Consider the following 13,945-nt stretch of genomic DNA (forward strand, 5'->3'; position numbering starts at 1 on the left):
TTTCACAATATTGGCGTTGGGATTATTGACGGCGTCAACGACTCCCCTGTTAGCGGTCGCCGCATGTCCGGATATTCCGATGGCAGTGGTCGGCCCCATGACGGGGGACTGGGCGTATGACGGTGAGGAGATGAGGCGGGGTGCTCAACTCGCGGTAGACGACATCAATGCCAAGGGCGGGGTGCGAGGATGCAAGATAGCACTCACCGTGCTTGATGATCAGTATACACCCGCCACCGCGATAGCCCTTGCCACGAAACTGGCGAAAGACGGAGTTCGCTTTGTCATCGGCCACTTCAATTCGGGCAGTTCTGTTCCCGCCGCGATGATCTACGCCAAGAACAATACTTTGATGATCAGTCCCGCATCGACAAATCCCGCTCTCACCGAATTCAAACTCTGGAATGTTCTCCGGACCGCAGGTCGCGACGATGTTCAAGGGACGTTTGCCGGTGAATATATGGCCGCTCATTTCACAACAAAGAATCTTGCAATCGTTAGCGATGGTACGCCCTATGGCGATGGCTTGGCGAACAAAGCAAGAAAAGCGCTGCGGGCAAAGGGGAACCCTGAAAAGCTTGCCAAAAAGATCAAACCTGGCCAAGGAGATTTTGCGGACCTTATCGGCGAACTCAAATCCATGAAGATCGATGCTCTCTTCTTTGCTGGTCTTGCCGGCGATTTTGGTCCGCTCGTTCGCCAAACCAAAGAAGCAGGGTTGAAGGTTCAGTTCATCTCAGGAGATGGAGCTCTAGTCCACGATTTACCGGGGAAAGCAGGACCCGCATTGGAAGGTGTCCTCATCGCGTTTTCGCTTGATGACCGCGGCAATCCCTCCGCGGCGGACGTGGTCGCGCGCTTTCGGTCTCAAGGGTTTGAGCCAGCAGACTATACGCTGAAGTCCTATGCTGCAGTCCAAGTGGCGGCTAAGGGTATCCAAATGGCAGGCAGCCAGGCCCCAAGGGCCGTTGTGGCTTCCATAAAGTCCGGTCAGCCAATTCCGACCGTGTTGGGGGATCTTACCTTCGATGACAAGGGAGACAGGATTCAGCGTGACGTAACAATGTACGTCTGGAAGAAGCGGGGGGACGGCACCCTCACGATGGATTTCCAGTCGCAATAATCTAAGCAAAATACTCCTGCAGCGGCCGAACCTCCAAATTCCCCGCCCGTAGCGCGGCAATCGCCTCGGCCACCGCGGCAGCCCCCGACAGGGTCGTATAATACGGCACCTTCTGCATCAGCGTCGCTCGCCGCAGCGACTTCGAGTCCGACACCGCCTTCTGGCCGTCAGTCGTGTTGAAGACGATCTGGACCTGGCGGTTGCGGATGGCGTCCTCGATGTGGGGGCGGCCTTCCAGGACCTTGTTGATTTTCTCGGCGACGACGCCGTTCTCGGCGAGGAAACGCTGTGTGCCGGAGGTGGCGAGCACTTTGAAACCCTGGCCGGCTAGGCGCTTCACGGCGGGCAGGATGCCTTTCTTGTCCTCGTCGCGGACCGAGACGAACAGCGTGCCGGAGCGGGGCAGGTCGACATTGGCGCCGAGCTGGCTTTTGGCGAAGGCCAAAGCAAAATCGCGGTCGAGGCCCATGACCTCGCCGGTCGAGCGCATTTCCGGGCCGAGCAAAATGTCGACGCCAGGGAAGCGGGCGAAGGGGAAGACGGCTTCCTTGACCGCGATGTGGCCGGGCCGCCTCGGGTCGGGCATGGCGCCGTAATGAGCGAAGGCGTTTTCCAGCGTCTCGCCGGCCATAATGCGGGCGGCGATTTTTGCAATGGGACGCCCGATGGTCTTGGCGACGAAGGGCACGGTGCGCGACGCGCGCGGGTTGACCTCCAGCACATAGACCGTGCCGTCCTTGATGGCATATTGCACGTTCATCAGGCCGCCGACATTGAGCGCGCGGGCGAGCGCCGCTGTCTGGCGCTCCAATTCGTCGACTAGGTCAGGGTGCAGTGAATGCACCGGCAGCGAGCAGGCCGAGTCTCCGGAGTGAATGCCGGCCTCCTCGATGTGCTCCAGAATGCCGGAGACGAAGGTCGCCTTGCCATCGCACAGGCAGTCGACATCGACCTCGATGGCGCCCGACAGATAGGTGTCGAACAAAAGCGGGTTCTTGCCGAGCAGCGTGTTGATCTGGCCGGTCTTGTCGTTGGGGTATTTCTGCTTGATGTCCTCCGGCACCAGGCCGGGCACGGTGTCGAGCAGATACGTCTGCAGCATACTCTCGTCATGGATGATCTGCATGGCGCGGCCGCCGAGCACATAGGAGGGGCGCACGACCAGCGGGAAGCCGAGCTCGCCGGCGATGAGGCGGGCCTGCTCGACCGAATAGGCGATGCCGTTCTTCGGCTGGGTGAGGCCGAGCTTGTGCAAGAGCTTCTGGAAGCGGTCGCGATCTTCGGCCAGATCGATCATGTCGGGCGAGGTGCCGAGGATAGGGATGCCGGCCTTCTCCAGCGCGTCGGCCAGCTTCAGCGGCGTCTGGCCGCCGAACTGGACGATGACGCCGGTGAGCTCGCCGGAGGCCTGCTCGGCGCGCAGGATCTCCAGCACGTCCTCGGCGGTCAGCGGATCGAAGTAGAGCCGATCGGAGGTGTCGTAGTCGGTCGACACCGTCTCCGGGTTGCAGTTGATCATGATCGCTTCATAGCCGGCATCGCGCAGCGCGAAGGCGGCATGGCAGCAGCAATAGTCGAACTCGATGCCCTGGCCGATGCGGTTCGGACCGCCGCCGAGGATGACCACCTTCTTGCGAGACGACACCTGCGCCTCGTTGGCTAAAGCGCCGGCGAAGGGCACCTCGTAGGTCGAGTACATATACGCGGTGGGCGAGGCGAATTCGGCGGCGCAGGTGTCGATGCGCTTATAGACCGGATGAACGTCGAGCGTTCGCCGAATCTTCTCAACCACTTCGGCGTCGGTCTTCGTCAATGAGGCGAGGCGGGCGTCGGAAAAACCCATCGCCTTCAGCATGCGCAGATTGTCGGCGTCCCGCGGCAGGCCATGCTCGCGCACGCGCTCCTCCATGGCGATGATGCCGGCGATCTGCTCGAGGAACCACGGGTCGATCTTGCACATGGCGTGCACGTCTTCGAGCGAGGTGCCCATGCGGATCGCCTGCGCCACCATGCGCAGCCGATCGGGCGTCGGCGTGCCAAGTGCTGCGCGAATGGCGTTGCGGTCGTCGACGTGGCTGGCAGGGGCGCTGCCATGGCCGAGGCCGGGGATCTCGATCTCGTCCAATCCCGTCAGGCCGGTTTCAAGTCCGCGCAGCGCCTTCTGCAGCGATTCCTGAAAAGTGCGGCCGATGGCCATTACTTCGCCGACCGATTTCATCGCGGTGGTCAGCACCGGCTCGGCGCCGGGGAATTTTTCAAACGCAAAGCGCGGGATTTTTGTCACCACATAATCGATCGACGGTTCGAACGAAGCCGGCGTGGCGCCGCCGGTGATGTCGTTCTCCAGCTCGTCCAGCGTGTAGCCGACGGCGAGTTTGGCGGCGATCTTGGCGATCGGGAAGCCGGTCGCCTTGGAAGCCAGGGCCGACGAGCGCGAGACGCGCGGGTTCATCTCGATGACGACGAGGCGGCCGTCGGCCGGATTGACGGCGAACTGCACGTTGGAGCCGCCGGTCTCGACGCCGATCTCGCGCAGCACCGCGATCGAGGCGTTGCGCATCATCTGGTATTCCTTGTCGGTCAAGGTCAGGGCAGGGGCGACGGTGATGGAGTCGCCTGTATGCACGCCCATCGGATCGATGTTCTCGATCGAGCAGACGATGATGCAATTGTCCGCCTTGTCGCGGACGACCTCCATCTCATATTCCTTCCAGCCGAGCACGCTCTCCTCGATCAGCACTTCGGTGGTGGGCGAGGCGTCGAGGCCGGACTGGACGATGTCGTAGAATTCGGCGCGGTTGTAGGCGATGCCGCCGCCGGTGCCGCCCATGGTGAAGGAGGGGCGGATGATGGCGGGCAGGCCGACATGGTCGAGCGCCTGGGCGGCGATCGCCATGGCGTGGCTGATATAGCGCTGCTTGCGGTCGCCCTCGCCGAGGTTCCAGCGGGTTTCCAGCGCATCGAGCGCGGCATCGAGGTTGTCCGGGTTCTCCGCCTTCAGCGCCGCGCGCTCGGCCTCGTGGATCTTGCGGTCGGCGTCCTTGACCTCGGTGGCGTTGGCCAGCATCGACTTCGGCGTTTCGAGGCCGATCTTCTTCATCGCCTCGCGAAACAGCGCCCGGTCCTCGGCCTTGTCGATGGCTGCTGCGTCGGCGCCGATCATCTCGACATTGTAACGCTCCAACACGCCCATGCGCCGCAGCGACAGCGCGGTGTTGAGCGCCGTCTGGCCGCCCATGGTCGGCAGCAGCGCGTCCGGCCGCTCTTTGGCGATGATCTTGGCCACCACTTCGGGCGTGATCGGCTCGATATAGGTGGCGTCGGCCAGTTCCGGATCGGTCATGATGGTGGCCGGGTTGGAATTGACCAGGATGACGCGGAACCCTTCTTCCTTGAGCGCTTTGCAGGCCTGGGTGCCGGAATAGTCGAACTCGCAGGCCTGGCCGATGACGATGGGGCCGGCCCCAATGATCAGGATCGACTTGATGTCGGTGCGTCTTGGCATAGGCTTAAGAATTCCGTTCGGCGAGCGGCTTGCACGAAAAACCGGGCGGGGAGGACCCGGCCGGTTGTGCTTGCGATTCTGGTATCAGGCTAGGAGGGCCTTATAGGGAAGAGTTTTGGCGGATGTAACCCCGAAAATGAGGGAGTAGGGCAGGGAATAGGGGAGTAGGGGAGTAGGGGAATAGGGGAATAGGGGAATAGGGGAATAGGGGAATAGGGGAGTAGGATAGGTGTGTGAAGGTTCGATCGCTTAACTTACTCCCTTACTCCCTTACTCCCCTATTCCCCTAACACCTAATCTCCCAACGCCAGTTCGTCGGTGATCTCGAAGCGCTCGGAGACGCCGATCCGGATCATGTTCAAGCTGCCTTCGCGGGTGAAACGGAAGTCGTCGGACGAGTCGGAGCCGACGGGCAGGCCGCCATGAAAGCTGATGACGCGGGTGCCGCCGTCCGGCCAGGTCACGGTCACGGCGCTGTCGCTGCCGGCATGCGCGACGCTGACCTTGCAGCGGGTCATCGGCTGGCCGACATGGCGCGCGCAGGGAATGCCGCCATCGGGGGCAGGGGCGTCGGAACCGGGAAGTCCACCCGCAGACGCGGCGAAGGCGAGGATATAGGCATCCTGCATGGCGGTCCTGCCGATGTCGGCAGCGGTCAGCGGTTCGGACGGCTCGCCGCCGAGGCGAGCCGCAATGTCGGACGGCGGTGCATCGGGGATCTGAGGCGCGACGGCCTCGGCCGCCGGCGCGGCGGTGTCTTCAGGTGCCGGCGCCGGATTGTTGGGGGTGAGATAGCGGGCAGGCGCCCATCCGACGATGCGAGCGTCCTGGGTATCCTCGACCTTGCACCAGGGATAGCCGTTGACGACGTTGCAGCCGAGATTCTTGACGGCTGCACCGTTGGGCAGGCGCACCGCGACCTTCCCCATGGCCGATGCCGTGGCGCGGATGTTGAGGAGATCGTCGGGCGCCAGGCCGCTAACGATGGAAATGATCGTCCCCGGCGCTTCCTCAGCGATCGCCGGCAATGCAGCAATCAGCAGCGGAGCGGCAATCAACAGCGTTGTGCGGATTCTGAATTTACGCCTCATCACCTTGCCGTGGCGATAGATTTTGCGTTGGCACGACTCGCACCAACGGTGTGGTCCGCCGAGGCGGTTTTATAAGAGACGGCGGCGCGATGTCATCGGAAAACTTTGCCGGGTCCGTCTCGTCCGGATAAGGAAGCGGGATTTTAGGCGATAACGTCGATCTCGGACGTGCCGACGGCGGGCAGCGCCGGATCGCCGTCCGCGGCGGCTATCACGCTGTCGAGCAGGCCGGGGAAGCGCCTGTCGAGGTCGTCGCGGCGCAGCGTGATCAGCCGGCTGGTGCCGACTGCTTCGCTGCGAGTGACGCCCGCCTCGCGCAGTTTGGCGAGGTGGTAGCTGAGATTGGTCTTGGAAGCCAGGTCGAGGAATTTGCTGCAGTTCAGCGGCACGCCTTCCTTGCTGGCGAGATAGCGCACGATGGCAAGCCTGGTCGGATCGCCGAGCACGGCGAGCACGATCGGCAGGCTGATTTGGTCGGTTGTCGGATGGGGCAAGCTCATGGCCCAGAATTAAGCACAAACGCTCCCAACTTCAACGCGCCTCCTCTTCTCGCCCGTTTACATAGCATCTTCATCGCCTCTTCGATTTCCGGTCCGTCCTGACACAGTGCTGTCAGCAGGGTTCAGCTATTTTTCCCAGGATGGTTGACATCATGCCCTGTTATGTCCAATTGTTCAACAACCTTTGAACTAAGGACATCTCCCCAATGGACAAGCGCCTCTACTGGCTTGCGCTCGGATCGTTCACGATCTCGACCGAAGGCTTCGTCATCTCCAGCCTCCTCCCCGACATCGCCGCCGATGCCGGCATTTCCATTCCACTCGCCGGCACGCTGATCACGGCCTTCGCGCTCGCCTACGCTTTCGGCACGCCGATCCTGGCGACCCTGACCGGCGAATGGGATCGCCGCCGCGTCATCCTGTGGACGATGGCGTTCTTCGTGCTCGGCAATCTCGTCGCGGCGCTGAGCTCCTCCTTCGAACTGCTGCTGATCGCCCGCATCGTCATGGCGCTGTCCTCCGGCCTGTTCGCGGCCACCGCGCAGGGCACGGCGGTGGCGCTGGTCGACGACCATCACCGGGCCCGCGCCATTGCCGTCGTCGTCGGCGGCACCACGGTTGCGGTCGCAGTCGGTGCGCCGCTCGGCGCGTTGGTCGCGGCCATCGCCGGCTGGCGCGGCGCTTTCTTTGCCATTGCCGGGCTCGGCGCGCTAGCGGGCGCCATCCTGTGGTACCGGCTGCCGCGTGGCATTATCGGCACAAAGCTGTCGCTGCGGGCAAGGCTGGCGGCCGCGGTCCGCCCTGGCGTGATGCCGATCCTGGCAACGACCGTGCTCGCCCTGATCGGCGCGTTCACCGTCTTTGCCTTCATTGCGCCTTTGGCCATCGAAAGCGGCGGTTTGAGCCCGCTGGCGCTGCCCGCCATGCTGCTCGCCTTCGGCGTCGGCGCCGTCATCGGCAACATCGCCGGCGGCCAGGCGGCCGACCGCTTCGGCGCCACGCGCACCGTCTTCTGGTCGCTGGCGCTCTCCGCCGCCATGCTCGCCACCTTCTCGCTGATCCCGACCTTGCTGCCGCAGGCGATCGCCGGGCCTGCGCTGATGGGCATGATGGTGCCATGGGGCATCGTCGGCTGGGCCTTCCCGCCGGCGCAGGCCAGCCGCATCATCAAGATAGCGCCGGACGCAGCTCCCATCGTGCTATCGCTCAACGCTTCGGCGCTCTATCTCGGCGTCGCACTTGGTGCGGTGGTCGGTGGTGCGGTACTGCGCTTCGGCGCGCCGGCCGATCTAGGCATCGTCGCGGCAGTGTTTCCGATCGTCGGCCTTGTCGTGGTGCTGGCGGGTCGGGCGCTGGCCCGGCCGGTGGCGATGCCGGCGGAGTAGAGCTTTTTGACAGAACCGATTTGACGGCCGCTCCTTTACATCGAAGGGGCGGCCGTCGGCGTTTCGAATTCCAGCGCCGCGATTTCGTTCAGCGCTGCGCGCATCTCCGCCGCCCGTTTCTCGCCGACCATGGCCTCGAACCGCTGCTGGGCAACGTTCCATAATTTTATGGCTTCCTCGAGCTTGACCTTGCCCTGCTGCGTCAGCCGCACGCGCTTGACGCGGCGGTCGTTCTCGTCGGCGAAGGTTTCGACATAGCCGTCGCGGATCAGCGGCTTCAGCGTGTGGCCGAGCGCCGACAGGTCCATGATCAATGCTTCGGCGACGGCACCCATCGCCGGCTCGCCGCCGATGTGGATCTGATGGAGCAAGCCGTATTGCGTGCCCTTCAGGCCCGACGGCGCCAGCGCATCGTCGTAGAAGCGGCCGAGCCTGCGCCCGGCGCGCCGAAGCGAGGCATTGTTGCATAAGCTAAGCGTCGGCAGCGCAGCTTTGGTCATGACGGCTCCTTGCCGGCGAACGGTTCGCCGGCCTTCTCCAAAATAGTTTCCGCCATCGCCGTTGACAAGATAGTGGCATATGCCTACTTCACGGAAAGTGGCATATACCACTAATAGCACCGGTAAACGAGATGGAGAGCGTCTGCCTCATCTTGCCGCGACAGCGAAAAGGAACAGGACAATGAGCACGAAGGACAACAAGGGCACGGCCATGATCACCGGCGCCTCGTCGGGGATCGGCGCGGTCTATGCGGACCGGCTGGCCGGGCAGGGCTACGATCTTGTGCTGGTGGCGCGGCGTGCCGACCGGCTGCAGGACCTGGCGGAGAGGCTGCAATATGCCTATGGCCGCAAGGTCAAGGTGATTGCCGCCGATCTCGCCGACGACGCCGACCTGCGCCGGGTCGAACAGGCGGTCGCGACCGATGAGAACGTGACGCTGCTGGTCAACAATGCCGGCCTCGGCGGCCAGCAGGTGGTGGCGACCGCCGATGCCGATGCGGCCGAGCGCATGATCAGGGTCAATGTCGTGGCACTGACCAGGCTGACGCGCGCGGTGCTGCCGGTGCTGCTCAAGCGCAACCGCGGCGCCATCATCAACATCGCCTCGGTTGTTGCCTATAGCACCGCCGTCGGCGGCATCTACAGCGGCACCAAAGCCTATGTTGTCAATTTCAGCGAGGCGCTGCAGCGCGAGATTGCCGGCACCGAGGTGAGGGTGCAGGTGGTGCTGCCCGGGCCGATCCGCACCGAGTTCTGGGAACTCGCCGGCGTTGATCTCGACGCCCTCAACCAGGACTGGGTGATGACGGCGGACGATCTGGTCGACGCAGCGCTTGCCGGCCTTGCCCAGGGCGAGACGGTTACCGCGCCGGGGCTTGCCGACCCGGCCGGATTGGATGCCTATCTCGGTGCCAGGGATAGTTTCTACGGCAGCCTGATCGCCGGCAAGCCGGCGCCGCGCTACGCCGTCTGAGCGCCAGTTCCTCGCCCCGCAAAGCGGGGAGAGGTGGCCGCGAAGCGGCCGGAGAGGGGCTTTCGTAGGGCAAATCCCTTCGCCGGATAATCGGTGACCTTGGGCGCCAGTCCCCCCTCTCCGTCTCGGCTTCGCCGAGCCACCTCTCCCCCACCTTCGTGGGGGCGAGGAACGGCGCTACACCGGCCGCCACATCGGGACAATCGAGGCGGCCAGCAGCAGGCCGAGCACGATGTTGAGCGCGCGCCACTGCCGCTCGCTCTTGAGCAACCGGGCGAGCAGTGCGCCGGCCACGCACCACAGTGACAGCGAGAAGGCGGCGGCGAGGCCGAAGGTGGCGCCAAGCAGGAGGGCAAGCTGCAACGGGCCGTCGGCAAATGCGGCGAAAGATGCCGCGGCGCCCAGTCCCATGGCCCAGCCCTTGGGGTTCATCCACTGGATGCCGGCGCCGGCGAAGAAGCTGTTCGGCTTGGCCATGGTGACGTCGAGATCGGGCGCTCCGGCGCGGCCGATCTTGAGCGCCAGCCAAAGCAAATAAAACGAGCCTGCGATCTTCATCGCCAGCTGCAGGGAAGGAACGGCGGCAAGAAGCCCGGCGAGGCCGGCCGCACCTGCCGCAGCCACCGAAGCCAGCCCGGCGGCGCTGCCGGCCATCAGCGGCACGGAGCGGCGAAAGCCAAACTGGGCGCCGGACGCGGTCGACAGCGTCGTGGCGATGCCCGGCGTCGAGGTCGAGACCAGCGCGAACAGGATAAGAGGGATGACGGTCTCGGACATGCAGGTTTCCCGGTCGAAGGAACTGGCATGCTAAGCCTGCCGTGGCATCAGTAAATGCAATGTTTGATATGATTTGCATTAGGAACTATAATGCCAAAAATGATCCGCGATCTCGACACCACGCTCATCCGCACCTTTGTCACGGCGGCCGACAAGGCGAGCATGACGGCCGCCGCCAATGCGCTGCACCTGACGCAAGGCGCCGTCAGCCAACAGATCAGGCGGCTTGAGGAGGTTCTTGGCCAAAGCCTTTTCCAGCGCGACCGGCGCGGCTTGCGGCTGACACGCACGGGCGAGCGGCTGCTCGACAGGGGCAGGCGGCTGCTTGCGCTCAACGACGAGATTCTGGCGGAGGCCAGGGGCAGGGCGGTCGCGGGGCAGGTGCGGCTCGGCGTGCCTTACGATCTGGTCGGCACGCTGCTTCAGCCGGTGCTGAAAGCCTATGCCGAAGCCCATCCGCAGGTGGAGGTCTCGCTGGTCTGCGCCTCTTCGCCGGAACTCGCGACGGCGCTGGCGGCGGGCACGATCGATCTGGCCGTCATCGAGGAGCGGGTCGGCCCCACCGCCGGCGAATGCCTGCTGGTCGACCGGCTGGTGTGGGTCGGCGCCAGGGGCGGCGCGGCGCGGGCCAAGCGCCCGCTGCCGGTCTCGATGGTGGCCGACACCTGCGCGTTCCGGCCGGCTGTGCTAGCGGCGCTCGGCGCGCATGAGCTCCACTGGCGCACCGTGTTCGAGAACGGCAACATCGACGCAACGACGGCGACGGTGCGCTCCGATCTCGCCGTCACCACCTGGCTGGCTTCGACGGTTCCCGCCGACCTCGACATCCTGGCCGATGCCGAGCTTCCCGCCTTGCCGAATTTCTCGGTCAGTTTGCATCTGCCGAAGCATGCCATCGCGCCGGCCGCACAAGCCTTCGCCGCTCAGATCCGCGACGGTCTTTCCCGCTACCGCCAGGCAGCGTGAGCACTGTTCCTCGCCCCCTGTTCTGAGAGGGCGAGGAAAAGCCCGCGCTATTTCCAGTTCCTGCGCCGCTCGAGCTCGGCTGCGGAAGGCTCCTGCGTGGCAAAAGAGCCGACCTGGATGTCGCCCGCGCGCTCATAAGTCGCCATGATGACACCGGTGCTGGAAGTCTGCGACTTCGTGAGCTTAAAGGCGGCGGGCATCGCGCTGTCGCCGAACAGCCGCTTGCCCTTGCCCAGCAACAGCGGGAAGATCATCAGCCGGATCTCGTCGATCAGCCCGTTCGCGAGCAGCGTCTGGATCAGGTTGCCCGATCCCTGGATGAGCAGGTCGGGTCCGTCTTCCCGCTTGAGTTCCTTAAGCCTTGCAACGATGTCGGGCCCGAGCGACTGGGTGTTCTGCCAGGTCAGCGAATCCGGGCGGTGCGTCGCCACATATTTGGTCGCCGGGTTGAAGGCATCGCCGATCGGATCTTTCTGATACGGCCAGTAGGCGGCGAAGATGTCGTAGGTCCTGCGGCCGAGCAGCAGCGCGAAGGGCTTGGAAAATAATTCGTTTATGGCCGCACCCGCCACCTCGTCAAAATAATGGAAGGTCCAGCCGCCGAACTGGAAGCCGCCGACCGGATCTTCTTCCGGCCCGCCGGGGGCCTGCATGACACCGTCAAGGCTGACGAAGGTGGCGGCGATGATCTTTCGCATCTGTCTTCTCCGTTTGTGATCCGCGCCGTTGCGGCCGGATTTCGATCCAAGGACGAACGACGAGGCTCCTGTTCGACACGAGCCGACAAAATTTTCAGCGCTTGCTTTTGGCTTGAATGTCGCGTGACGAGAACCAGACATCGCCGAAGACGGCGGTGGCTGTGCGGTCCGGCGCCTTGTCTTGCATCAGCCAGATCGAGCGTGTGCGCGCGGCGCGTTCGCGGGTCGGGATCCTTGCTTGAGGGCCGGCGACCGAGGCGCCGACGCAAGGGATGAACCACGAACCCATGAGCGCCCGGCAAGCAAAGCCAGCTTCCATCCGGGTTACCAGCATGGCAAGGCCGACGCGCTCGGACGGACGCCAGGGGAAAATCATGCGGCCGCCAGGCTTCAGCGCCTTTAGCCACGCAGCGGGAGGCGCTGCGACGCCGGCGTTGACATAGACGATGTCGGAAGGCGGTAGCGGGGTGGCGACTGCGTCGCCGTGGATCACTTCCACATTGGCGTAAGCCGCGAGGCTCTGCCTGGCGCGCGCGGCGAGACCGGCCTCGAGCTCGAAGGCGATGACACGGCCGCCCGGCACGACCAGCCTGGCCAGCAGTGCGGTGTAATAGCCGGTGCCGGCGCCGATATGGGTGACGGCCTCGCCTGGCTTGGGTTCGACCCTGGCGATCCAGATGGCGTGCAGAAGCGGCTCGCCGTTGTTGATGCCCTTATCGGCATCGAGCACGACGAGCACGTTCTGGTAGATGTAGCTTGGGTCGGCGCTCGGCGTTTCAACCCGGCCGTCGCCGGCAAAAACGGTCCATGGTCCCGGACCGAGAAATGCCTCACGGGGCACCGAGGCGAACACTTCCTCGATGCGCGGATCGGCGGACCTCGCATGAGCGGCCATCAGCTTGGCGTAGAATCTGCGGGCCTCGTCCGATCCGGTCATGGTCGAGAAGATAGCGCGGCCGGCGCGAATGTCGCGGTTCAGCCGGCGAAGGCGTCGTAAAGCAGCTTGAAATTGAGCACCAGGATGATTGAGGCGACAACCCAGGCCAACGCAGCAACGCCGCGCGGAATGGCGAAATTGCCCATCTTCTTCTTGTCAGAGACGAACTGGACCAGCGGCACCACCGCGAAGGGCAGTTGCATCGACAGGATCACTTGGCTGAACACCAGCAACTGGCCGGTGCCCTTCTCGCCATAGAGCGCCGTGACGATCACCACGGGGACAATGGCGACACCGCGCGTCAGCAGGCGGCGCGCCCATTGCGGGATACGCAGGCGCAGAAAACCTTCCATTACGATCTGGCCGGCAAGCGTGGCCGTGACCGTCGAGTTGAGGCCGGAGGCAAGCAGCGCCACCGCGAACAGGATCGAGGCAATGCTCAAGCCGAGCAGCGGCGACAAGAGCTCGAAAGCCTGGCCTATCTCCGCGACGTTCTGATGGCCGCTGTTGTGGAACGCCACCGCCGAGACGATCAGGATGGTGGCGTTGACGAAGAGGGCCAGCATCAGCGCGATGGTGGAGTCCGCCGTCGCCCATTTGATGGCGTCGCGCTTTCCGGCGTCGGTGCGTTCATAGGCGCGGGTCTGCACGATCGAGGAATGCAGATAGAGATTGTGCGGCATCACGGTGGCGCCGATGATGCCGATGGCGATGTAGAGCATCGCCGGGTTGGTGACGATCTCGGAGGACGGCACGAACATCGAATGCAGGATCGAGCCGGCCGGCGGGGCGGCGACGAGTATCTGGATGGCAAAGCAGCCGAAGATGATGATCAGCAGCGCCACGACGAATGCCTCGAGGTAGCGGAAGCCCCTGTTCATCAACATCAGCACCAGGAAGGCATCGAGCGCGGTGATGAGGGCGCCGCCGATCAGCGGAATGCCGAACAGAAGCTGCAGCGCGATCGCGGTGCCGATCACCTCGGCGAGGTCGCAGGCGATGATCGCCAACTCGCAGGCGATCCAGAGCAGGAGATTGACCGGGCGCGGATAGTAGGCGCGGCAGGCCTGCGCGAGATCGCGGCCGGTAGCGATGCCGAGGCGCGCGGCCAGCGCCTGCAGCAGGATCGCCATCAGGTTCGACAGCATGATGACGAACAGCAGCGTGTAGCCGAACTGGGCGCCGCCGGCGAGGTCGGTCGCCCAGTTGCCCGGGTCCATATAGCCGACCGAAACCATGTAGCCTGGGCCCATGAAGGCGAACAGGCGGCGGAACCAGAGTCCCGTCTGTGGCACGGAGATCGTGGCGTTGACCTCGCGCAGGCTCGGCTGCTCGGCCTCATCGGGCCGCGCAAAACGCCATGAAGAACGGGACACAACGTCAGACATCAGGGATTTCCGCTGGATTGTCATGATGACGCCTCTTATCTACGACATGGCTCAACATTATGCAATATGCTATATTTCATTGTTTATGCTTTTTGTCCG

Annotated in this window: 12 protein-coding genes; 4 read left to right on the plus strand and 8 right to left on the minus strand. The window is 64.0% G+C overall.

The genetic code is table 11. From position 1 onward, the window contains the following. Positions 1–79: 79 nt before the first annotated feature. Positions 80–1,123, plus strand: a complete 1,044-nt coding sequence (locus FJ974_RS10405; protein WP_181177249.1) for a branched-chain amino acid ABC transporter substrate-binding protein — start codon at positions 80–82, stop codon at positions 1,121–1,123. A gap of 1 nt (position 1,124) precedes the next feature. Here the strand turns inward: FJ974_RS10405 and carB are convergent, their stop codons facing one another. From carB to FJ974_RS10420, 3 genes are all read right to left on the minus strand, one after another. Next, positions 1,125–4,628, minus strand: a complete 3,504-nt coding sequence (gene carB, locus FJ974_RS10410; protein ID WP_140537323.1) for a carbamoyl-phosphate synthase large subunit — start codon at positions 4,626–4,628, stop codon at positions 1,125–1,127. Positions 4,629–4,921: 293 nt separating this feature from the next. Then, the gene (locus FJ974_RS10415) at positions 4,922–5,719 is read right to left on the minus strand and encodes an SH3 domain-containing protein (protein WP_140531839.1); all 798 of its coding nucleotides are present in this window, start codon (positions 5,717–5,719) and stop codon (positions 4,922–4,924) included. Between the two features lie 143 nt (positions 5,720–5,862). After that, positions 5,863–6,219: an ArsR/SmtB family transcription factor gene (locus FJ974_RS10420; protein WP_140531837.1), complete on the minus strand. Its 357-nt coding sequence runs from the start codon at positions 6,217–6,219 to the stop codon at positions 5,863–5,865. Positions 6,220–6,425: 206 nt separating this feature from the next. On the opposite strand from FJ974_RS10420, the gene FJ974_RS10425 reads away from it, so the two are divergent. Next, a complete protein-coding gene (locus tag FJ974_RS10425; protein WP_140531835.1) occupies positions 6,426–7,604 on the plus strand; it encodes an MFS transporter in 1,179 nt (392 codons plus the stop codon). A 35-nt stretch (positions 7,605–7,639) separates the two neighbouring features. Here the strand turns inward: FJ974_RS10425 and FJ974_RS10430 are convergent, their stop codons facing one another. After that, complete coding sequence (locus FJ974_RS10430; RefSeq protein WP_140531833.1) at positions 7,640–8,104, minus strand: MarR family winged helix-turn-helix transcriptional regulator; 465 nt, start codon at positions 8,102–8,104, stop codon at positions 7,640–7,642. Positions 8,105–8,285: 181 nt separating this feature from the next. Here FJ974_RS10430 and FJ974_RS10435 point away from each other — a divergent pair, with 181 nt between their 5' ends. Next, positions 8,286–9,080: an SDR family NAD(P)-dependent oxidoreductase gene (locus tag FJ974_RS10435; RefSeq protein ID WP_140531831.1), complete on the plus strand. Its 795-nt coding sequence runs from the start codon at positions 8,286–8,288 to the stop codon at positions 9,078–9,080. Positions 9,081–9,257: 177 nt separating this feature from the next. On the opposite strand, the gene FJ974_RS10440 is transcribed toward FJ974_RS10435, so the two are convergent. After that, positions 9,258–9,857, minus strand: coding sequence for a LysE family translocator (locus FJ974_RS10440; RefSeq protein ID WP_140531829.1), 600 nt, complete (start codon positions 9,855–9,857; stop codon positions 9,258–9,260). Between the two features lie 99 nt (positions 9,858–9,956). On the opposite strand from FJ974_RS10440, the gene FJ974_RS10445 reads away from it, so the two are divergent. Further along, a complete protein-coding gene (locus FJ974_RS10445) occupies positions 9,957–10,823 on the plus strand; it encodes a LysR family transcriptional regulator (protein ID WP_140532044.1) in 867 nt (288 codons plus the stop codon). 47 nt (positions 10,824–10,870) lie between these two features. Here FJ974_RS10445 and FJ974_RS10450 read toward each other — a convergent pair whose 3' ends face one another. The 3 genes from FJ974_RS10450 to FJ974_RS10460 all read right to left on the minus strand — a co-directional run bounded on the left by FJ974_RS10450 (position 10,871) and on the right by FJ974_RS10460 (position 13,846). Then, positions 10,871–11,521 (minus strand): dihydrofolate reductase family protein, encoded by a 651-nt coding sequence (locus FJ974_RS10450; RefSeq protein WP_140531827.1) that lies wholly within the window; start codon positions 11,519–11,521, stop codon positions 10,871–10,873. Between the two features lie 94 nt (positions 11,522–11,615). Then, positions 11,616–12,458, minus strand: a complete 843-nt coding sequence (locus tag FJ974_RS10455; protein WP_140531825.1) for a protein-L-isoaspartate O-methyltransferase family protein — start codon at positions 12,456–12,458, stop codon at positions 11,616–11,618. A gap of 38 nt (positions 12,459–12,496) precedes the next feature. Further along, positions 12,497–13,846, minus strand: coding sequence for an Nramp family divalent metal transporter (locus FJ974_RS10460; protein WP_140531823.1), 1,350 nt, complete (start codon positions 13,844–13,846; stop codon positions 12,497–12,499). Between the last annotated feature and the right edge of the window lie 99 nt (positions 13,847–13,945).

The sequence above is a fragment of the Mesorhizobium sp. B1-1-8 genome, from assembly GCF_006442795.2.
Taxonomy (GTDB): domain Bacteria; phylum Pseudomonadota; class Alphaproteobacteria; order Rhizobiales; family Rhizobiaceae; genus Mesorhizobium.

Excerpts from the sequence above, each read along its gene's own strand:
- FJ974_RS10405 (WP_181177249.1), top strand. The coding sequence starts at position 80 with ATGGCAGTGGTCGGCCCCATGACGGGGGACTGGGCGTATGACGGTGAG.
- carB (WP_140537323.1), bottom strand. The coding sequence starts at position 4,628 with ATGCCAAGACGCACCGACATCAAGTCGATCCTGATCATTGGGGCCGGC.
- FJ974_RS10415 (WP_140531839.1), bottom strand. The coding sequence starts at position 5,719 with ATGAGGCGTAAATTCAGAATCCGCACAACGCTGTTGATTGCCGCTCCG.
- FJ974_RS10420 (WP_140531837.1), bottom strand. The coding sequence starts at position 6,219 with ATGAGCTTGCCCCATCCGACAACCGACCAAATCAGCCTGCCGATCGTG.
- FJ974_RS10425 (WP_140531835.1), top strand. The coding sequence starts at position 6,426 with ATGGACAAGCGCCTCTACTGGCTTGCGCTCGGATCGTTCACGATCTCG.
- FJ974_RS10430 (WP_140531833.1), bottom strand. The coding sequence starts at position 8,104 with ATGACCAAAGCTGCGCTGCCGACGCTTAGCTTATGCAACAATGCCTCG.
- FJ974_RS10435 (WP_140531831.1), top strand. The coding sequence starts at position 8,286 with ATGAGCACGAAGGACAACAAGGGCACGGCCATGATCACCGGCGCCTCG.
- FJ974_RS10440 (WP_140531829.1), bottom strand. The coding sequence starts at position 9,857 with ATGTCCGAGACCGTCATCCCTCTTATCCTGTTCGCGCTGGTCTCGACC.
- FJ974_RS10445 (WP_140532044.1), top strand. The coding sequence starts at position 9,957 with ATGATCCGCGATCTCGACACCACGCTCATCCGCACCTTTGTCACGGCG.
- FJ974_RS10450 (WP_140531827.1), bottom strand. The coding sequence starts at position 11,521 with ATGCGAAAGATCATCGCCGCCACCTTCGTCAGCCTTGACGGTGTCATG.
- FJ974_RS10455 (WP_140531825.1), bottom strand. The coding sequence starts at position 12,458 with ATGACCGGATCGGACGAGGCCCGCAGATTCTACGCCAAGCTGATGGCC.
- FJ974_RS10460 (WP_140531823.1), bottom strand. The coding sequence starts at position 13,846 with ATGTCTGACGTTGTGTCCCGTTCTTCATGGCGTTTTGCGCGGCCCGAT.